Source organism: Microbacterium sp. BE35, from assembly GCF_031457705.1.
Classification (GTDB): Bacteria; Actinomycetota; Actinomycetes; order Actinomycetales; family Microbacteriaceae; genus Microbacterium; species Microbacterium trichothecenolyticum.
This window is the reverse complement of record NZ_JAVDXD010000004.1, coordinates 203677-223059: the sequence shown is the minus strand read 5'-3', so window position 1 is coordinate 223059 and position 19383 is coordinate 203677. Positions and strand designations below refer to the sequence as shown.

Sequence of the window (19383 nt, the reverse complement as noted above, 5' to 3'; positions counted from 1 at the left end):
CCAATCGGGTTGCTATGGATCAGCTGTGGACGGCCTGGGTCGCGGGTGCCTTCAGATGCAGGACGACGGTCGTCATGGCGGCGGCGGCGAGGGCGGCGAGGACCATGTGGACGCCGACCGCGAGCTCGGGCAGTCCGTTGCGGGCCTGGTACAGCCCGACCGCGATCTGGACGAGTTCGACGCCGAGGAGGACGACGGTCCAGCGCAGCAGCGCCGGAGCGGCCCCGCGCGCCCGCCAGCCGGCGACCACGAGCGCGACAGTCAGGGCGAACAGCGCGTAGCCGGGCCACGCGTGGATGTGCTCGAGCAGTTCGGCGTTGAAGCCGTTGCGGCCCGCATCAGCATCGCCGGAGTGCGGTCCGGCGCCGGTGGTCAGCACGCCGAACGCGATGGTGAGCGCCATCGCGAGCGTCGTGACATGCGCCAGCACCGCGTGCCAGCGCGGGACGACGAGCGTGCGCGGTCCGGCGGGCTGCGACATCCGCACCAGGAAGGCCGCGGTGACGCAGACCAGCGCGAGCGACGAGACGTAGTGGAAGCCGACGATGAAGGGGTTCAGGCCTGTCAGCACGGTGATGCCGCCGACGATCGCCTGTGCGGCGACGCCGCCGAGGACGACGACGGCGAGCACATAGAGGTCGCGGCGCTCGTGGCGCAGCTTCAGGACCAGCACGAGCACGATGGCGGCGATGATGCCGACCAAGCCGGTCATCGTGCGGTTGCCGAACTCGATCAGGCCGTGGATGCCCATCTCCTGAGTGGGCACAAGGGATTCGGGCGTGCAGGTCGGCCACGTGGGGCAGCCGAGGCCCGAACCGGTGAGGCGCACGGCGCCGCCCGTGCCGATGATCGTCACCTCGGCGATGAAGGACAGCCACGCGAACACGCGGATCCGCTTGTCGACGCGGTCGGGGAGCCACTGCCAGAAGCGCTGCCAGATTCCCGGGGCGGTGGTCGTGGACTGTGGCGCGGACATGCGGGGGGTCGCCTCCTGGGGAAAAGGCTCCCACGCGCTGCGCGTGACGTCACGTGGCGCGTCCGCGGCGGGGTGGAGCCTGTAGAATCGAGGGGTCGGTTGCGCACGCACTTCACAGCGCCGCGTACCACTGACAGTCTAGGCGCGATGGTCGGCGCCGCTTGAGAGGGCCCGAGAAGCGGCATCCCCCCTCTGGTATCTCCACCGGAGAACACGGATGCCGGGACGGATGACACCGCCAGGGCCCGGAGGAGAACATGACGATGTCTGATGTGCTGATCGATCGCCCGGAGCTGGATGGCCTGGGCGTCTACGAGTTCGGGTGGCACGATGCCGACGCTGCGGGCGCCGTGGCGAAGCGGGGCATCGATGAGTCGGTCGTGCGCGGCATCTCGGCGCTCAAGAGCGAGCCCGAATGGATGCTCAAGACCCGGCTGAAGGGCTATCAGCTCTTCGGTCGCAAGCCGATGCCGACCTGGGGTGCGGACCTCAGCGAGATCGACTTCGACAACATCAAGTACTTCGTGCGCTCCACCGAGAAGCAGGCGCAGTCGTGGGAGGATCTCCCCGAGGACATCCGCAACACGTACGAGAAGCTCGGCATCCCCGAGGCGGAGCGCCAGCGCCTCGTCGCGGGCGTCGCCGCCCAGTACGAGTCCGAGGTCGTCTACCACCAGATCCGTGAGGACCTGGAGGCGCAGGGCGTCATCTTCATGGACACCGACACCGCGCTGCGCGAGCACCCCGAGTTCTTCGAGGAGTACTTCGGCACGGTGATCCCCGCCGGCGACAACAAGTTCGCGGCGCTGAACACGGCGGTTTGGTCGGGCGGCTCGTTCGTCTACGTGCCCCCGGGGGTCCACGTCGAGATCCCGCTGCAGGCCTACTTCCGCATCAACACCGAGAACATGGGCCAGTTCGAGCGGACGCTCATCATCGCCGACGAGGGCTCTTACGTGCACTACATCGAGGGCTGCACGGCGCCGATCTACAAGAGCGACTCGCTGCACTCGGCGGTCGTCGAGATCATCGTGAAGAAGAACGCGCGCGTTCGCTACACGACGATCCAGAACTGGTCGAACAACGTCTACAACCTCGTCACCAAGCGCGCCGTGGCGCACGAGGGCGCGACGATGGAGTGGATCGACGGCAACATCGGCTCGAAGGTCACGATGAAGTACCCGTCGATCTTCCTGATGGGCGAGCACGCGAAGGGCGAGACCCTCTCGGTCGCCTTCGCCGGCCCTGGCCAGCACCAGGACGCCGGCGCGAAGATGATCCACATGGCGCCGTACACGCAGTCGTCGATCGTCTCGAAGTCGATCGCCCGCGGCGGCGGCCGCGCCGGCTACCGAGGCGAGGTCCGCGTCGACGCGAACGCCCACCACTCGGCCAACACCGTGCGCTGCGATGCGCTGCTGGTCGACACGATCTCGCGCTCCGACACGTACCCCGCGATCGACATCCGCGTCGACGACGTGCAGCTCGGCCACGAGGCCACGGTCTCGAAGGTCAGCGAGGAGCAGCTCTTCTACCTGATGAGCCGCGGCATGCCCGAAGACGAGGCCATGGCCATGATCGTGCGCGGCTTCATCGAGCCGATCGCGCGCGAGCTGCCCATGGAGTACGCGCTCGAACTCAACAAGCTCATCGAGATGGGCATGGAAGGATCCGTCGGCTAGATGAGCCCCACCACCGAGGCCCCCACCGTTCCCGGCGCGAAGGGCCACACCGATGGCGCCGGTGCCTTCGTACCCGTGCAGACCCGCTCCGAGCGACCCTGGTCGTTCGACCCGACCGCCTTCGAGGCGCCGACGGGCCGCGAGGTCAACTGGAAGCACACTCCCATCGCGAAGCTCCAGGCGCTGCTGTCCGACGAGACCGGGCGCCATGGCGTCATCGAGGTCGACGTGGACGCGCCCGACAGCCTGGTTCAGGAGCGCCTCCGCGTGGGCAGCGCGCCCCGCGGCGAGGTGTTCCGTCCCGAGGATCTCCCCAGCGCGATCGCGTGGAAGCAGGAGACCGAAGCCCCGCTGCTGCGCATCCCTGCCGGCGCCGAGTACGCCGAGCCGATCGTCGTCTCCCTGAACGGCACCGGCGGCGTGGCCCACGCCCACGTCGTGGTCGAGGCGCAGGCGAACTCGCACGCCACCGTCGTCCTGCGCCACACCGGCACCGCGCACCACGCGCAGAACGTCGAGATCATCGTGCGCGACGGCGCCCACCTCGAACTGGTGACGGTCCAGCGCTGGGACGACGACGCCGTGCACCTGGCGTCGCACCAGGCCCGCGTCGAGCGCGACGCGACCCTGCGTCACGTCGTCGTCAGCTTCGGCGGGGACGTCGTGCGGGTCAACCCGAGCGTCGAGCTCGCGGGCACCGGCTCGCGCGCCGAGCTCTACGGACTCAGCTACTCCGACTCGGGGCAGCACCTCGAGAGCCAGGTGTACCTGCACCACAAGGGCGCCGAGACCTCCGGCGACGTGCTGTACAAGAGCGCCCTGCAGGGCGCTGCGGCGCGCACGGTCTGGATCGGCGACGTCCTCATCGGACCGGACGCCGTCGGCACCGACTCGTACGAGGCCAACCGCAACCTCGTCCTCACCGAGGGCGCGCGCGCCGAGTCCATCCCGAACCTGGAGATCGAGACGGGCGACATCCGCGGCGCCGGGCACGCGAGCGCCACCGGGCGCTTCGACGACGAGCAGCTGTTCTATCTGCAGGCCCGCGGGATCACCGAAGACGAAGCCCGACGGCTGGTCGTGCTCGGCTTCCTCGCCGAGATCGTGCAGAAGATCGGTGTCGAAGACCTCGAAGCGGAGCTGTTCGCCGCCATCGAGGAAGAACTCGCCAAGGAGGCCGGCCTGTGACCGCTCAGCGTGTGTGCGCCCTCAGCGACCTCGTCCAGGACGAGGCGACCCGCGTCGAGGTCGACGGTGTCGCGATCGCCGTCGTGCTCGACTCCAACGGCGAGGTGCATGCGATCGGCGACGTCTGCACCCACGGCGACATCTCTCTGTCGGAGGGCTTCGTCGACGGCGAATCGCTGGAGTGCTGGGCCCACGGCTCGGCCTTCTCGCTGCGCACCGGCAAGCCCCTCAATCTCCCCGCGTACGAGCCGGTCCCGGTCTTCGCGGTCACCGTCGACGGCGATGACGTGCTCATCGACGCGACCGTCAAGCTCGAAGTGAACTGAAGAAGGTACTGAAGAATGTCTGTTCTCGAGATCCGCGACCTCCACGTGACGGTCGAGACGGATGCCGGCACCACGTCGATCCTCAACGGTCTGACACTCACGATCCGCAAGGGTGAGACCCACGCGATCATGGGCCCCAACGGCTCCGGCAAGTCGACGCTCGCCTACACGATCGCCGGACACCCCAAGTACAACGTCACGAGCGGCTCCATCTCGCTCGACGGCGAGGACGTCCTCGCGATGTCGGTCGACGAGCGTGCGCGCGCGGGCCTGTTCCTCGCGATGCAGTACCCGGTGGAGATCCCCGGCGTCACCGTCACCAACTTCCTGCGCACCGCGAAGACCGCGATCGACGGCGAGGCGCCGTCGATCCGCACGTGGACGAAGGACGTCAAGGCGTCGATGAAGAACCTGCGCATGGACCCGAAGTTCGCTTCGCGCAACGTCAACGAGGGCTTCTCCGGCGGCGAGAAGAAGCGCCACGAGATCCTCCAGCTCGAGCTCCTCAAGCCCCAGATCGCGATCCTCGACGAGACCGACTCGGGCCTGGACGTCGACGCGCTCAAGATCGTCTCTGAGGGTGTCAACCGCGCCAAGGCGGAGTCCGGCCTCGGTGTGCTGCTCATCACGCACTACACCCGCATCCTGCGCTACATCGCCCCCGACTTCGTGCACGTCATGGTGAACGGGCGCATCGTCGAGGAGGGCGGCCCGGAGCTCGCCGACCGCCTCGAGGACGAGGGCTACGACCGCTTCCTGCCTGCGGGCGAAGCAGAGCCGGCCGAAGCCCCCGTGGTCAGCGAAGCGTAGGATCGACCTTATGACGGCGACCCTCACCCCTGAGAAGTACGACGAGGTGACCGAGGCTCTCAAGGACGTCATGGACCCCGAGCTCGGGATCAACGTCGTCGACCTCGGCCTCATCTACGATCTCGCGTGGGACGACGAGAACGATGCGCTGGTCATCCACATGACTCTCACGTCTGCCGGGTGCCCTCTCACCGACGTGCTCGAGGAGCAGACGGCCCAGGCGCTCGACGACATCGTCGAGCGGTTCCGCATCAACTGGGTGTGGATGCCGCCGTGGGGGCCTGAACGCATCACCGACGACGGGCGCGACATGATGCGCGCGCTCGGCTTCGCGATCTGACACCTCCCCGACGCCCGGCGGTCGTTGACGCGGCCCCATGAGGGTGTGCCACACTCGGCGCATGTCGGGGAACAGCAGGCGTGTCTTGTCCGCGGTCGGTGCAGCCGCTCTGATCCTGGCGGGGACCACGGGGTGCACCTTCGCCGGTGCCGCGTCGGAGGCCTCGCCGAGCTCCACCCCGACCGTCAACCCCGACCCGGGGGCTGACGCGCTGGCGACGGTCACGCGTGAGCGGGTCGACGCGGCGATCGACGACCTCGCATCCTCGGTCGAGACGGCGATGGATGCCTCGGGCACCCCGGGACTGTCCATCGGCGTGGTGTACGAGGGCGAGGTGCTGTTCGCAGAGGGCTTCGGCGTGCGCGACATCGACAGCGAAGACCCCGTCGACGCCGACACGGTGTTCGCGCTCGCGTCTGTCTCCAAATCCATCGGCGCGAGCGTCGTCGCCCGCGCCATCGACGAGGGCTACGTCTCGTGGGACACCCCGGTGGCCGACCACCTGGACGGCTTCGCCCTGTCGAACCCGTACGTCGGTTCGCACGTGACGATCGCCGACATGTACGCGCACCGGTCCGGGCTCTACAAGCACGCGGGCGACGAGCTCGAGGAGATCGGCTACGACCGTGCGACGATCCTCGAGAGGCTGAGCCTGATCCCGCTCGCACCGTGGCGCGCGACCTATGCGTACGGCAACTTCGACATCACCGCGGCGGGCGAGGCGGTCGCGAGCGCCGCCGGGGAGGACTGGGCCGACCTGTCGGAGCGACTGCTCTACGAGCCGCTCGGCATGACGTCGACGAGTTCGCGCTACGCCGACCTCGAATCGCGTGACAACCGCGCGCTCGGTCACATCCAGCTGGACGGCGAGTGGGTCGTCACGCCGGACCAGCGCCGGCCCGACGAGCAGTCGCCGGCGGGCGGCGTCAGCTCGAGCGTCACCGACCTCACGACCTGGCTCTCGATGCTGCTGGCGAGCGGCGAACATGACGGGGAGCCCTTCATCGACGCGTCCTCGCTCATTCCCGCGATGTCGCCGCAGATCGTCGGATCGGCGCCGTCTTCGTTCGGATCGCGGGCCGGATACTACGGCTACGGGTTCAACGTCGGCACGACGCCCGGAGGCCTGGTCGACGTCAACCACTCCGGGGCGTTCCTCCTGGGTGCCGGAACGGTGTTCAAGCTGCTGCCGGGCGCGGGTCTCGGCATCGTCGTGCTGTCGAACGCCTCCGCCAACGGCGTGGCGGAGGGCATCGCGGCCCGCTTCCTCGACATCGCGCAGTACGGCTCCGAGCGCCGCGACTGGCTGCCGCTGTTCATGCAGGTCTTCGCGGGGGAGTCGGAGCCGTTCGGCTCGCTCGTCGGCGAGACGGCGCCGACGGATCCGGATCCCGCGCAGGCCTTCGAGGCCTACACGGGGGAGTACGCCAACGACTACTTCGGTCCCGCCACCGTCGAGCTGGTGGGCGACGAGCTCGAACTGTCGCTCGGACCCACCGGTCGGTGGGCGCTCGAGCACTGGTCGGGTGACGAGTTCGTCTTCCGCCCGTTCAGCGAGAACGCCCCGCCGGGGTCGATCTCGAAGGCGACGTTCGACGGGGACACCCTCGTTCTGGAGTACTTCGACCAGCACGACCTCGGCACCTTCACACGGTGACTCACTCGGGGGCGCCACGCCGCCGGATCGGTAGGGTCGAGGGGTGAGCGTCACCCCCCTTCGAGCCCTGCCCATCGACGAGCTGCGTCAGCGCACGAGCACGAAGTGGCGCAAGTACGGAGAGGACGTGCTGCCGTTCTTCGTCGCCGAGACGGACTACGCCCTGGCGCCGGCGATCACCGAGGTGCTGACGCGGGCCGTGCGCCTCGGCGACACGGGCTACACCCCACCGGAGCCCGGCGTGCGCGAGGCGTTCGTGGGCTTCGCCGAGCGTCGCTGGGGCTGGAAGGTCGACCCGTCCCACGTCTTCTGGACCGGGGACGTGATGATGGGCGTCGTCGAGATCCTCCGACGCGTGATCGAGCCGGGCGACCGCGTGGTCGTGATGCCCCCGGTGTACCCGCCGTTCTACGACACCGTGGAGGAAGCGGGCGGGGTCGTCGATCGCGTGCCGCTCATCGAAACGGCCGACGGGTGGGAGATCGACCTTCTGGGCGTGGAGGCCGCTCTGGCCGGCGGCGCGCGGGCGGTGCTGCTGTGCAACCCGCACAACCCCACGGGCACCGTGCATTCGCGACAGACGCTGGCCGCGCTGGCCGACATCGCGGAGGGGTTCGGAGCGACCGTCATCAGCGACGAGATCCACGGGCCCCTGGCCTACGCGCAGAGGCCGTTCACGCCGTTCCTCTCGGCATCCGACTCCGCAGGGCGTGTCGGCTACGCCGTGACCAGCGCGAGCAAGACATTCAACCTCGCCGGCCTCAAGTGCGCAGTGATGGTGGCCGGCGGCGACACCCAGGCGAAGGAACTGCGTGCCCTGCCCTGGGAGGTCGAGTGGCGCACCGGGCTGTTCGGGGCGCTGTCCAACGTCGCCGCCTACTCGGCCGACAGCGACGAGTGGCTGGCGAGCCTGCTCGCGGCCCTCGACGCGAACCGGATGCTGCTGGCCGACCTCTTGGCCGAGCACCTGCCGCAGGCGCGCTACCTTCCCCCGGATGCCGGCTTCCTGGCGTGGGTCGACCTCTCCGCGTACGGGTGGGGTGAGAACCCGGCTGTCAAGGTTCTGCGCGATGCGAAGGTGGCGCTGCACCACGGTCCGCTGTTCGGCACCGAGGGCAAGGGCTACGTGCGCATCAACTTCGGCTGCGACCCCGACCTGCTCCGCGAGGCGGTGGAGCGCGTCGGCGCGCTGGCGCGATCGTGACCGCCGGGCCGGAGTCCGCGCCCATCGGGATCTGGCAGGGTCGATTCCTCTGGGTGACCGTCGGCGCCGTCGCGCTCATCTTCCTGGCGGCGATGCAGTCTCTCGCCGTCACCACGGTGATGCCCGTGGTGAGCGCCGACCTCGATGGCGAGCGCCTGTACGCCGTCGCGTTCGCGGGGACGCTCGCGACGAGCGTCATCGGGATGGTCGCCGTGGGCGCGTGGTGCGACCGCGGCGGCGTGCTCGCGCCGCTCAGCACTGCCGTCGCCCTGTTCGTCGTCGGCCTGCTCATCGCCGGATTCGCCCTCACGATGCCGGCGCTGGTCGCCGGCCGCCTCGTGCAGGGCCTCGGCACGGGCGGGCAGACCGTGGCGCTCTACGTGGTCGTCGCCCGCGTGTACCCGGGCGCGATGCACGGCCGGGTCTTCGCCGCGTTCTCAGCGGCGTGGGTCGTGCCGTCGCTCATCGGCCCTTTCCTCGCCGGGGCGGTGACGGAGTTCCTGCACTGGCGGTGGGTGTTCCTCGGCGTCGCGGCGCTCACCGTCGTGGCGTTCGCGATGGTGGTCGCCCGCCTGCACGGACTTCCGCTCGACACCGATGAGCCTTCGAAGGCACGCATCGCACCGCGCCTCGCGTGCGCGGTCGCCGTGGCCGTGGGCGCTCTCGGGCTCAGCCTGGCGGGCGAGCTCGGCGCGTGGGCATGGGCGGCGGTGGCAGCATCCGTGGTCGTCATCGGCCTGGCATCGCGGCCGCTGCTGCCGCGCGGCACGCTCGTCGCCGCGAGAGGACTGCCGAGCGTGGTGCTGATGCGCGGGCTCATCGCGGGTGCGCTGTTCGGCGCGGAGATCTACGTGCCGTACCTGCTGATCGACGGCTACGGGTTCTCGCCGACATGGGCGGGGCTCGGGCTCACGGCAGCCGCGCTGGCGTGGGCGGTCGCCGCCGACGTGCAGGGCCGCTTCGGCGACCGCCTCGGCAACGCGCGCATCACGCTCACCGGCACCGCGCTGCTGGTGACGGCGCTGCTCGTCGCGGCGGCGACCGCGCTGCTCGGACTGCATCCCGCGGTGCTCATCGCGGGGTGGGGTCTCGCGGGAGGCGGTATGGGTCTCATGTACCCGCGTCTGACCGTCCTCACGCTCGCGTACTCGACGCCGCAGAACCAGGGTTTCAACTCGTCGGCGCTGTCGATCTCGGACGCCGTCGGCTCGGCGTCCTCGATCGCGGTCATGGGCCTCGTCTTCACCGCGCTCGTGGGGACGGATGCCGGCTTCCCTGCGGTGTTCGCCATCGCTGTCCTGCTCGCGCTCGGCGCGCTGATCCCGGGCCTCCGGCTCGGGCACGCGCACGAGGCGCCGCGTCGGGCCTGAGGCGGCGGGAACGCGTCAGTTCTCGGCGCGGCCGAGGCGCCAGTAGCCCATGAACGCGACGGCGCGACGGTCGACCCCGCGCTCGGCCACGAGGTGGCGGCGCAGGGCCTTGATCGCGCCCGCCTCGCCGGCGAGCCACGCGTACAGGCGCGCGCTCTTCAGCGCCGCTCCCCCCTTGGCGGTGCGCGGCACCTCCCACAGGATGTCGGTGTCGATGTCGATCTCCTCGACGTCGGCGCCGGCGCCGGCGGGCGCGAGGCGGGCCGCGGCATCCGTCACCGACTTCACGAGGTGAGCGTGCCGCTCGCCGTCCGCGCGCGCGGCGATCCGGTACTCGAATCCGGGATGCTGCGGGAAGTACGCTGCGTCGTCGGCGTGCGGCAGCTCGACCGCGACCACTCCGCTGGCGTCTCGGGGGAGCTGCTCGAGGATCGCGGCGATCGCGGGTGCCGCCGTCTCGTCGCCGGCGAGCAGGATCGAGTCGACGCGGGCCGGCGGCACGAAGTCGATGCCGAAGCTCACGCCGCTGTGGGCGGCGGTCGGTGCGAAGATGAGTACCTCGTCGCCGACCGCGGCGCGGTCGATCCAGTCCGAAGCCGGCCCGATCACGTCGTGCGAGACCATGTCGACGTCCACCTCGCTGAGGTGGTTGCGGACGTAGCGGGTGGTGTACGTGCGGAACGGCAGGCGCTGCTCCTCGGGCAGTTCGCGCCACTGCGTGTACCAGTCGTCGCCGAGGGGCATCGCGTCGAGGCCGAGCGTGCGCGTGGGGAAGACGATCTTCACTCGCTGGTCGAGCCCCGGGTCACCGTAGTCGGCGAGGTCGTCGCCGCCGAAGGTGAAGCGGCGGAAGCTGGGCGTCACGTCTGCGATAGCGGTCACACGGGCGCGGAAGAAGCGGTAGGGCACGTCGGCGTCGGTCATCTTCAGGCTCCTGTCGGCAGGGGAGTGAGCGCCGCGGCGAGCGGGGCTGCGGGGTCGGAGACGGGGGCCGACACGTGGTGACGGCCCCGGGGCAGGACGATGGGCGAGCCCGATACGGGGTCGGTCACGACGAGCGCATCGAGGTCGAAGACCTCTCGGATGAGCTCACTGGTCATGACGTCGCCGGGATCGCCGCTCGCGACGACGCGGCCGGACCGCAGCGCGAAGAGGTGGTCGGCGTAGCGCGCGGCCAGGTTCATGTCGTGCAGCACCATCACGATCGTGGTGCCGCGGTCGCGGTTGAGATCGGTGAGGAGGTCGAGCACCTCGACCTGATGTGCGACGTCGAGGAAGGTGGTGGGCTCGTCGAGGAGCAGGATGTCGGTCTCCTGCGCGAGGGCCATCGCGATCCATGCGCGCTGGCGCTGTCCGCCCGACAGTTCGTCGACGGAACGGTCGGCGAGCTCCTCTATCCCCGTGGCGGCCAGTGCCTGCCCGACCACTTCGTAATCGTGAGAGCTCCAGCGCGCCAGCAGCTTCTGGTGCGGGTGCCGTCCCCGGCCGACGAGGTCGGCGACAGCGATGCCTTCCGGGGCGATCGGGCTTTGCGGGAGGAGACCGAGCGTGCGCGCGATCTCTTTCGTCGCGCGGCCGTGCAGCGCCTTGCCGTCGAGGATCACCTGGCCGTCGCGCGGTGCGATGAGGCGCGCGAGCGCACGCAGAAGCGTGGACTTGCCGCATCCGTTCGCTCCGACGATCGCGGTGATGCGACCGGGCGGGATCACGAGATCGAGACCCTCGACGATCGTGCGGTCGCCGTACGACAGCGTCAGGCCCTCCGCCGACAGGCTGTGGGATTCGGTCATAGCGAGCCTCCGGAGCGGTTCGTCCTGATGAGGAGGTAGATGAGGAAGGGAGCGCCGAGCACGCCGGTGACGACCCCGACCGGGTAGCGGCTGTCGAAAGCGAACTGTCCCAAGAGGTCCGACAGCTGCACCAGGAGCGCGCCGACGAGCGCCGACGGCAGCAGCAGCGAGCCACCGGGGCCGACGACGCGTGCCGCGATGGGGCCGGCCATGAACGCGACGAATGCGATCGGGCCGGTGGCGGCGGTCGCGAACGCCAGCAGCGCGACGGCCGCGACGATCACGACCACCCTGGTGCTCTGGAGACGGATGCCGAGGCTCGCGGCCGCGTCGTCGCCGAGGCGCATGACATTCAGGTCCCGGCCCTTCGACAGCAGGGCCGGGGCGAGCACGACACTCGCGATGGCGAGCGGGAGCACGGCCGACCACGTCGCGCCGTTGAGGCTGCCGGTGAGCCACCGCATCGCCGCCTGCAGGTCGTAGGCGGGGGCCTTGGAGAGCACGTAGGTGACCGCAGCATCGAGCATGGCGGCGACGCCGATGCCGATGAGGATCAGTCGCGTGCCGGCGAAGCCGCCCTTGTTCGAGAGCAGGTAGATCGCGAGGGCGGTCGCGAGGCCGCCCGCGACGGCGAGGACCGACACGGCGGACTCGCTGAGCGACAGGATGACGATGCCGAACACCGCCGCCGCGCTCGCGCCGGCGGTGATGCCGATGATGTCGGGCGACGCGAGCGGGTTGCGCAGCATCGTCTGGAACGTCACGCCTGCGATGCCGAACGCGAATCCCGCGAGGATCGCGAGAACCGCGCGCGGCAGACGGAGCTCCCCGACCGTGAACGAGGCGCCGGGCACGGTCTGGCCGAGGATGACGCGGACGATCTCGTCGAGGCCGTAGAACGTCTGCCCGATCATGAGGGATGCGACGAAGACCAGCACCACGCCGACGGCGAGGGAGGCGGTCACGACGACGCGTCGGCGGCCGCGGCGCCGCCGTCCGGTGACGACGGCCTGCGCAGTGGGACGGAGAAGGGTGTCGGTGCTCACAGTTCGCGCACCTTCTGCCTGCGGACGATCCAGATGAAGAACGGGGCGCCGATGAGCGCCGTGAGGATGCCGACCTCGATCTCGTCCGGGCGTGCGATGACGCGGCCCACGATGTCCGCGGCGACGAGCAGAACAGCACCGGCGACCGCCGAGAACGGGAGCAGCCAACGGTGGTCGGTGCCGACGAGCAGGCGGCAGAGGTGCGGGATGATCAGGCCGACGAACGCGATCGGGCCGGCGATCGCGGTGGCCGCACCGCACAGGATGACGGCGCCCGCCGACGCGATGAGCCGGGTGCGCAGGACGTGCTCGCCGAGGCCGGTCGCGACGTCGTCGCCGAGCGCGAGCGAGTTCATGCCGCGTGCGCAGACGAGCGTGATCACCGCACCGGCCGTCAGGATCGGGAGGATCGTCGCGATGCGATCCCAGGTCGCGCCGCCCACCCCGCCGATCTGCCAGAACCGGAAGGTCTCGAGCAGGTCGACGCGGGGGAGGAGCACGGCGCTCACCAGCGACATGAAGGCGGCCGAAGTCGCAGCGCCCGCCAGCGCGAGCTTAAGCGGCGTCGCTCCGCCCCGGCCGAGGGAGCCGACCGTGTAGACGAACACGGCGGCGCCGCCCGCGCCGACGATCGAGGCCGCGATGAAGGCATAGGGGTCCGACATGCCGAAGAATGCGATGCCGACGACAACCGCGAGTGCGGCACCGCCCGAGATCCCGAGGATGCCGGGGTCTGCGAGGGGATTGCGGGTCACCGCCTGCATCGCTGCGCCCGACATCGCCAGCGCGGCGCCGACGAGGATCGCGAGCACGGTGCGGGGAACCCGGGCCACCACGGCGGCCTGCGCGACCCCGCCGGTGTCGCCGCCCAGGCCGGCGAGGATGTCGTTCAGCGCGACGTCGCGGACGCCGAAGGCCACGCTCGCGACGGACAGCGTTGCGAGCACCGCGAACGACACCGCGAGCCACATCAGTCGCATCGCCGCCGGGCGCCGCAGGGTTGCGGCGTCCGGCAGCGGTGTACGCGTCTCGGTGACAGTCACCCGATCGAGCTCCTGGCCTCTGTCAGTCGGCCGTGAGGGCGTCGCTCAGCAGCGCGAAGTACTGGTCGACGCCCCAGCCGATCGACAGCGGCGACGGGTTGGCCGAGGCAGCCAGCGGCGTCGACTCCTCGAGGATCGCGATGCGGCCCTCCGCGATGGCCGGGATCTGCGACAGGAGCGGGTCGGCCTGCAGCTGGGCGATGATCGAGCCGCTCGCGTCGCCGTAGGTCACGAACACGTCGACGTCGGCGAAGCGGTCGGCCTCCTCGGCGCTGACCGAGGTGTAGAACTCGACGCCGTCCGACTCCTCCTCGACGACGGCCGGCACCGGGAGGCCGAGGCCCTCGAGGAAGCCGGGGCGCGTGTCGAGGCTGGTGTAGAAGCCGATCTGGCTGAAGTCCGACGGGTCGATGTAGGAGAAGAGCACGCGCGCGTCGGCGAGGTCGGGGTGGTTCGCGAGCGCCGCGTCGACCTCGCCGTGCAGCTCATCGATGAGGGCGTCGCCCTCCTCGGCGAGCCCGAGGGCCTGCGAGTTGAGACGGATCATGTCCTCGTACGACGTACCCCACGCGACCTCGGGGTACGCGACGACGGGCGCGATCTTCGACAGGGTGTCGTACTCCTCCTGCGTGAGTCCGGAGTATGCGGCGAGGATGACGTCGGGCTGCGTGTCTGCGACTGCCTCGAAGTCGATGCCGTCGGTCTCGTCGAACAGCACAGGGGTCTCCGCACCGAGTTCGTCGAGCTTCTCCTCGACCCACGGCAGCACGCCGTCGCCGTCGTCGTCGCCCCAGGTGACCTCCGCCATGCCGACGGGCACCACGCCCAGCGCGATCGGAACCTCCTGGTTCGACCAGGCGACGGTCGCGACGCGCTCGGGCTTGGACTCGATCACCGTCTCGCCGTAGGCGTGCTCGATCGTCACCGGGAAGCCGGCACCCGACGCTGCGTCGTCGGTGTCGTCGGTGCCGTCGGCGGCAGCGGTCGCGCATCCGGCGAGGGCGATCGCGGCGACGGCGAGCATCGCGGTGGCGGCGGCAGGGCGGTTGAGGCGCACGGAATCCTCCGGGAGTTGTTAGGTAAGGATGCCCTTAGCAGGGCGCGGTAAGGCCAACCTTACCCAGCCGTTTCCCAGATTGCCAATCGGTCGCGTCACCGCTGCGCGAACGTGAAAGCCCCCGGCTGTGCGGGGGCTTTCTCGATGGACGGATGTCTCGGATGGAGGCATCCGCCTCAGTTCTTGCTCTGGTCCGCCTTGCGCACGAGCGCCCACGCACCGGGGATGATCGCGGCGGCGAGTGCCGCCTTGATGAGGCCGCCCAGGATGAACGGCAGGAGGCCGACGGCGAGGAGCTCGCCGAACGAGTAGTCCAGGCCCATCACGACGTTGAGGATGAAGGCCATGTATGGGATGCCGAACAGGAACGGCACGACGCTGGCGGCGGCGAAGCCGAGGAACGCGAGTCCGGGGCGGCGGTCCCACGCCCGCTCGGCGAACCAGCCGGCGACGAACGCCGAGAAGATGAAGCCGATCACGAACCCGAAGCTGGGCTTGCCGACCGCGGCGACGGTGCCCGTGAAGCCGGCGAATACCGGGAGCCCCGCGAGGCCGACGAGCATGTAGGTCGTGAGGGCCGCGGCACCGCGCCACGCGCCGAGTGCGGCGCCGACGACGATGACACCCAGCGTCTGACCCGTGATCGGCACGGGCCACAGCGGGATCTCTACCTGGGCGAGGAGGGCGACGATGGTCGCGCCGGCGATGACGAGTCCGGCATCGAGGGCGAACGCGCGAGCGCGCGAGGACGGGCGGGCGATGACGTCGGCGAGGACGCGACGCGTGCCGGCGGAGGCGGTCGGAGCGGCGGCGATGGATGACATGGCTCTCAGCCTAGGGGGAGGTGGGGGCAGGTTCTTGGACGGGATCCACGAATGATCGACGGATCCGCTGTCCGGCTCCTACGAGCCCACGGCTGCGGCGCGCGTGCCAGCCGGAGCGCGGCGACGAGGAGTGCGGCAGCGGCGGCAGCGGTGAGGACGTTCGTGCCGCTCACCAGGAGGAGGGCGACGGCTGCCGTGCCGGCCCCGGTCGCGAGGCCCAGCCGCCAGGCCGAGCGCGTGCTGCGCGGCGACGCGACCGCCTCGATGCGGGCGAGCGGCCATGCGACGACAGCCGTCGCTGCGAGCGCGAGCGCCAACCACGCCGGCCGCGAGAGCCACCACCACGGGCCGTCGATCCCGGGAAGCGGCAGTGCGGTGATCATCGCGCCGACGGCCGTCAGTCCGGCCAGGCACAGCAGGACCGGCATATGCCACAGGTAGACGGTCATCGCGCGTGGTGTGACGGCCTCGATGAGTCGCGCGGGCGCCGGGCGCTCCGCCAGGCCCTCCAGCCGACCGCGGAGGAGGGAGAACAGCGCCGTGTGCGCGATGCCCACGAACAGCAGCGCCGTCGTCGGCGGGTTGATGTTGGCCACGAGGTCCGGTGAGTGCACCCCCGCGACGAACGAGATCGCGAGTGCGGCGGTCGCCGCTGCGGCCACCATGACCCGCAAGCGCCGCGAGAGTGCGTCGATCCGTCCGTCGGCCAGGAAGAATCCCAGCTGCTGCAGCGCGAGCCACACGAACGCGAGGTTGAGGAAGCCGTACGCGTCGACGCCGGTGCTGAGACGGACCAGGTCGACGACCCCGGCCGCCGCCGCGAGGATCGTGATGGTCCGCACCGGGGCGCTCTCGTGCAGACGGAGGAGCGCCGGCAGCAGCGCCTGGCAGACGAGGAAGACGCCGAGGAACCACAGCGGCTGCGCGAAGCGGAATCCCGCAAGTGCGACGAGCTCCGCCGGTACACCCGCGGCGGTGAGCAGGGCGAGCAGTGCACCGACAGTGGCGATCGTCACCAGTGCGGGCAGCAGCAGGCGGTGGATCCGCCCGCCGACGAAATCGATGCCGTCCCGGCCGCGCCGCCGCGCACGGCGAAGGGCGGTCGCGCCCGAGAACCCGCCCATCACGAAGAACAGCGGCATCACCTGCAGCAGCCAGCTGAGCGGGACGATCCACCAGGTGCCGTCGCTCGCGTTGACGAAAGAGGGGCCGGCGTCGGTCACGGCGACACCGACCATCATGGCGTGGAGCACGACCACCCCCGCGATGCACAGGGTGCGGACGAGGTCTATGGCGCGGTCTCTGACCGGTGCGTCGATGCGGGGCGAAGCCGCGGCGGCGATGCGGACGATGGTCATGAGGCCCTCCTCGGGGTGCGTCCCGGGAAGGCTAAGGAGGCCGTGTGTGCGGTCGCATCGCTCTACGGTGCCGTCGTGGCATCACCCCGTGGAGGGATCAGGGGGCGGGCTCGACCAGCCCTGCGTCGTAGGCGAAGATCACCGCCTGGACGCGGTCGCGGACGCCGAGCTTCGACAGCACTTTGCCGACATGCGTCTTCACGGTCTGCTCCGAGATGAACAGCTCTGCGGCGATCTCGGTGTTCGAGCGCCCGCGGCCGATGAGCGTGAGCACCTCGCGCTCGCGCTCGGTGAGCTCTCTGAGGGCCGCGGTCGCGCGCCCGGCACGGGGCCGGCGAGCGGCGAAGTGCTCGATCATGCGTCGTGTCACGCTCGGTGCGAGCAGCGCATCGCCCGCGGCGACGACACGCACGGCGTGCACGAGATCCTCCGGGAGGGCGTCCTTCAAGAGGAACCCGCTCGCACCCGCCTCGAGGGCGTCGTACACGTAGTCGTCGATGTCGAACGTGGTCAGCATCAGGATCCGCGGGACATGGGCGGCGGGGTAGTCCGGACCGAGGACGCGTCGCGTCGCGGCGATGCCGTCGAGTTCGGGCATCCGCACGTCCATGAGCACCACATCGGGGTCGAGGCGCGCCGACAGCGTCACCGCCTCCTTCCCGTCCGCTGCCTGGCCGACGACGCGGATGTCGTCCTGCGCATCGAGGAGGGCGGCGAATCCCGCCCGCACCATGGCCTGGTCGTCTGCGATGAGAACACTGATGGTCACGCTGCGCCTCCGGGCGTCGGGTCGGGCGGGAGCGGGGCGAGGGGGAGTGAGGCGCGCACGATCCATCCGCCGTCGGCGTGGGCGCCCGCGCTGACCGTGCCGCCGACGAGCGCCGCGCGCTCGCGCATGCCGAGGAGACCGTGTCCGAGCGACGTGGACGCATCAGGACTCGGCGCCCCGCTCGACGCAGCGTTGCGGACACGCAGGCGCAGGGTGGCGGCATCCGTCTCCACGGCCAGCTCGATCGGAGCCTGCGGAGCGTGCCGGACCGCGTTGCTCAGCGCCTCCTGCACGATGCGGAAGGCGGCGATGTCGACCGCGCTCGGCACCGCCTCGGGCACCGGGGCGAGCGCGGCGTCGATCTCGGCCCCGGCGCGTCGCAGTGCCTGCACGAGATCCGGGATGTCGCGCAGCCCCTGCTGCGGTGCGAGGTCGGCCTGCTGATCCTCGGTGCGGAGCACTCCGAGGAGCCGGCGCATCTCGGTGAGCCCTTCGCGCGCCGTCCGGGCGATCTCGTCGAACTCCTGTCCCGCTTCGTCAGGCAGCCCGGGCACGCGGTACCGGGCCGTCGACGCCTGCACCTGGATGAGCGACATGCCGTGCGCGACGACGTCGTGCAGCTCGCGGGCGATGCGCGCGCGCTCCTCGACGAGGACGCGTCTCGACTGCTCGAGGGCGGTCAGCTCGCGCTCGCGGGTGAGCTCGGCGCCCACGCGAAGACGACTGGCCGCGAGCACCGCGACGAGCAGGGCGGCGCCCGACACCGACGTGACGATGACGAGATTCACGATCCCCGCGACCACGGGCACCGTTGCGGCCAGCGCGATGACGACCGCGAGCGTGCCGCCGATGCCGAGGAGCCAGGCGAGAAGCGCGACCCGCCAGCCGTGCAGGACCGCGAGGACGCCGACGAAGAGGATGAAGGCGAGCATGGCCGGCACGGACCACGGCCACGGCCAGGTCGTCGCGGGCTCGCCGACGGGCAGGGGCAGGGCGACGGCCGCCACGGTGCACATCGCGATCGACCAGCGCGGGAACCGCACGGCGACGAGCGGGGACGCGCACAGCATCGCCCCGAACAGGAAGGCGAGGGGCGCCGGCTGGAGGTACAGCGCGATGTGCACGGGCACGAGCACGGAGAAGAGCGCGACGGTCGCCAGAGCGAGGGCGCCGAAGGCGATCGCCGGATTGCTCAACCTGCGACGCGTCCGGGACCCGGACGTCACAGGGGAGGAGGTGTCGCGCACGATGTCATCCTGTCAGTCGTCGAGGTTCACGCGGATGCCGCGACCCGGCGTGCCCGTACCGCGAGCAGGCGGTCCACGAGCAGTCCGATGCCCACGGCGAGCACGATGCCGAGGGCCGCGCCCACGAGCGGCTGATCCTTCAGCCAGGCGCCGGCGAGCAGTCCGATCGCGATGCTGTAGGCGGCCCAGCACAGCCCCGCCGCGACGCTGAGCATCGCGAACCGCCGCCATGGGTAGGCGAGCGCGCCGGCCGAGAGGTTGACGGCCACGCGCCCCACCGGGATGAAACGCGCCCCGAGAATGAGCCCGGCGCCCCGTCGGTCGAGCGCGGCGCCCGCCCATCCGAGGGCTCCGGCGACGCGCGGCCGTCGCATCCACGCGAACCGCGAGGTGCCCGCGCGCCGCCCGATGGCGAACGCGATGTTGTCACCGGCCGCGGCCCCCGCGGCGGCGACGAGGCCGAGGGCGAGAAGATCGGGACGGTCGCCGGATGCTGCGACCGCCGCCGACGCGACCAGCACCGTCTCGCTCGGCACCGGCGGGAAGAACCCGTCCATCAACGCGACGGCGAACATCGCCGGGTACAGCCACGGGGAGGCGACGGCCTGCAGCACGAGGTCGGAGATGACATCCACCCGGGAACGGTATGGCCGCGGTGCCGCACAGGGCATCCCTCCGGGGTATCGACCGGATCCC

The 19383-nt window shown here is 70.6% G+C and carries 19 protein-coding genes; 8 read left to right on the top strand and 11 right to left on the bottom strand.

The genetic code is table 11. From position 1 onward, the window contains the following. Positions 1–19: 19 nt before the first annotated feature. Positions 20–976, bottom strand: a complete 957-nt coding sequence (locus J2Y46_RS14880; RefSeq protein WP_045298819.1) for a heme A synthase — start codon at positions 974–976, stop codon at positions 20–22. Between the two features lie 263 nt (positions 977–1239). Between J2Y46_RS14880 and sufB the strand changes: the two genes are divergently transcribed. The 8 genes from sufB to J2Y46_RS14840 all read left to right on the top strand — a co-directional run bounded on the left by sufB (position 1240) and on the right by J2Y46_RS14840 (position 9553). Beyond that, positions 1240–2658, top strand: a complete 1419-nt coding sequence (sufB, locus tag J2Y46_RS14875) for a Fe-S cluster assembly protein SufB (protein WP_045299169.1) — start codon at positions 1240–1242, stop codon at positions 2656–2658. Next, positions 2659–3846, top strand: coding sequence for a Fe-S cluster assembly protein SufD (sufD, locus tag J2Y46_RS14870; protein WP_045298816.1), 1188 nt, complete (start codon positions 2659–2661; stop codon positions 3844–3846). Next, positions 3843–4172 carry a non-heme iron oxygenase ferredoxin subunit gene (locus tag J2Y46_RS14865; protein ID WP_045298814.1) on the top strand — a complete coding sequence of 110 codons (330 nt, stop codon included), beginning with the start codon at positions 3843–3845 and terminating at the stop codon, positions 4170–4172. Before sufD ends, J2Y46_RS14865 begins: the two co-directional genes overlap by 4 nt. A gap of 15 nt (positions 4173–4187) precedes the next feature. Then, a complete protein-coding gene (sufC, locus tag J2Y46_RS14860; protein WP_045298813.1) occupies positions 4188–4982 on the top strand; it encodes a Fe-S cluster assembly ATPase SufC in 795 nt (264 codons plus the stop codon). Positions 4983–4992: 10 nt separating this feature from the next. Beyond that, positions 4993–5322, top strand: coding sequence for a metal-sulfur cluster assembly factor (locus J2Y46_RS14855; RefSeq protein WP_045298811.1), 330 nt, complete (start codon positions 4993–4995; stop codon positions 5320–5322). 85 nt (positions 5323–5407) lie between these two features. Beyond that, positions 5408–6979, top strand: a complete 1572-nt coding sequence (locus J2Y46_RS14850) for a serine hydrolase (protein WP_211255902.1) — start codon at positions 5408–5410, stop codon at positions 6977–6979. Positions 6980–7022: 43 nt separating this feature from the next. Beyond that, the gene (locus J2Y46_RS14845; protein WP_045298807.1) at positions 7023–8183 is read left to right on the top strand and encodes a MalY/PatB family protein; all 1161 of its coding nucleotides are present in this window, start codon (positions 7023–7025) and stop codon (positions 8181–8183) included. Further along, complete coding sequence (locus tag J2Y46_RS14840; RefSeq protein ID WP_045298805.1) at positions 8177–9553, top strand: MFS transporter; 1377 nt, start codon at positions 8177–8179, stop codon at positions 9551–9553. Before J2Y46_RS14845 ends, J2Y46_RS14840 begins: the two co-directional genes overlap by 7 nt. A gap of 15 nt (positions 9554–9568) precedes the next feature. On the opposite strand, the gene J2Y46_RS14835 is transcribed toward J2Y46_RS14840, so the two are convergent. From J2Y46_RS14835 to J2Y46_RS14790, 10 genes are all read right to left on the bottom strand, one after another. Further along, positions 9569–10477 (bottom strand): siderophore-interacting protein, encoded by a 909-nt coding sequence (locus J2Y46_RS14835; protein WP_045298803.1) that lies wholly within the window; start codon positions 10475–10477, stop codon positions 9569–9571. 2 nt (positions 10478–10479) lie between these two features. Then, positions 10480–11343, bottom strand: a complete 864-nt coding sequence (locus J2Y46_RS14830) for an ABC transporter ATP-binding protein (RefSeq protein WP_045298801.1) — start codon at positions 11341–11343, stop codon at positions 10480–10482. Continuing rightward, positions 11340–12389, bottom strand: a complete 1050-nt coding sequence (locus tag J2Y46_RS14825) for an iron chelate uptake ABC transporter family permease subunit (protein ID WP_045298799.1) — start codon at positions 12387–12389, stop codon at positions 11340–11342. The genes J2Y46_RS14830 and J2Y46_RS14825 overlap by 4 nt, the downstream gene beginning before the upstream one ends. Then, positions 12386–13369: an iron ABC transporter permease gene (locus tag J2Y46_RS14820; RefSeq protein ID WP_211255909.1), complete on the bottom strand. Its 984-nt coding sequence runs from the start codon at positions 13367–13369 to the stop codon at positions 12386–12388. Before J2Y46_RS14820 ends, J2Y46_RS14825 begins: the two co-directional genes overlap by 4 nt. An 85-nt stretch (positions 13370–13454) precedes the next feature. Further along, positions 13455–14489: an iron-siderophore ABC transporter substrate-binding protein gene (locus tag J2Y46_RS14815; RefSeq protein WP_045298795.1), complete on the bottom strand. Its 1035-nt coding sequence runs from the start codon at positions 14487–14489 to the stop codon at positions 13455–13457. Between the two features lie 176 nt (positions 14490–14665). Further along, complete coding sequence (locus J2Y46_RS14810; RefSeq protein ID WP_045298793.1) at positions 14666–15313, bottom strand: biotin transporter BioY; 648 nt, start codon at positions 15311–15313, stop codon at positions 14666–14668. Positions 15314–15318: 5 nt separating this feature from the next. Continuing rightward, a complete protein-coding gene (locus tag J2Y46_RS14805; RefSeq protein WP_084695556.1) occupies positions 15319–16671 on the bottom strand; it encodes an acyltransferase in 1353 nt (450 codons plus the stop codon). 97 nt (positions 16672–16768) lie between these two features. Beyond that, positions 16769–17440: a response regulator transcription factor gene (locus J2Y46_RS14800; protein ID WP_045298791.1), complete on the bottom strand. Its 672-nt coding sequence runs from the start codon at positions 17438–17440 to the stop codon at positions 16769–16771. After that, positions 17437–18636, bottom strand: coding sequence for a histidine kinase (locus J2Y46_RS14795; RefSeq protein ID WP_310243310.1), 1200 nt, complete (start codon positions 18634–18636; stop codon positions 17437–17439). Before J2Y46_RS14795 ends, J2Y46_RS14800 begins: the two co-directional genes overlap by 4 nt. Before the next feature lie 77 nt (positions 18637–18713). Next, positions 18714–19322 (bottom strand): DedA family protein, encoded by a 609-nt coding sequence (locus J2Y46_RS14790; RefSeq protein WP_045298787.1) that lies wholly within the window; start codon positions 19320–19322, stop codon positions 18714–18716. Positions 19323–19383 lie beyond the last annotated feature (61 nt).

What these genes read in the sequence shown, in the direction of transcription:
- J2Y46_RS14880 (WP_045298819.1), bottom strand. Translation starts at nt 976, where the DNA reads ATGTCCGCGCCACAGTCCACGACCACCGCCCCGGGAATCTGGCAGCGC.
- sufB (WP_045299169.1), top strand. Translation starts at nt 1,240, where the DNA reads ATGTCTGATGTGCTGATCGATCGCCCGGAGCTGGATGGCCTGGGCGTC.
- sufD (WP_045298816.1), top strand. Translation starts at nt 2,659, where the DNA reads ATGAGCCCCACCACCGAGGCCCCCACCGTTCCCGGCGCGAAGGGCCAC.
- sufC (WP_045298813.1), top strand. Translation starts at nt 4,188, where the DNA reads ATGTCTGTTCTCGAGATCCGCGACCTCCACGTGACGGTCGAGACGGAT.
- J2Y46_RS14855 (WP_045298811.1), top strand. Translation starts at nt 4,993, where the DNA reads ATGACGGCGACCCTCACCCCTGAGAAGTACGACGAGGTGACCGAGGCT.
- J2Y46_RS14835 (WP_045298803.1), bottom strand. Translation starts at nt 10,477, where the DNA reads ATGACCGACGCCGACGTGCCCTACCGCTTCTTCCGCGCCCGTGTGACC.
- J2Y46_RS14830 (WP_045298801.1), bottom strand. Translation starts at nt 11,343, where the DNA reads ATGACCGAATCCCACAGCCTGTCGGCGGAGGGCCTGACGCTGTCGTAC.
- J2Y46_RS14820 (WP_211255909.1), bottom strand. Translation starts at nt 13,369, where the DNA reads ATGCGACTGATGTGGCTCGCGGTGTCGTTCGCGGTGCTCGCAACGCTG.
- J2Y46_RS14810 (WP_045298793.1), bottom strand. Translation starts at nt 15,313, where the DNA reads ATGTCATCCATCGCCGCCGCTCCGACCGCCTCCGCCGGCACGCGTCGC.
- J2Y46_RS14805 (WP_084695556.1), bottom strand. Translation starts at nt 16,671, where the DNA reads ATGACCATCGTCCGCATCGCCGCCGCGGCTTCGCCCCGCATCGACGCA.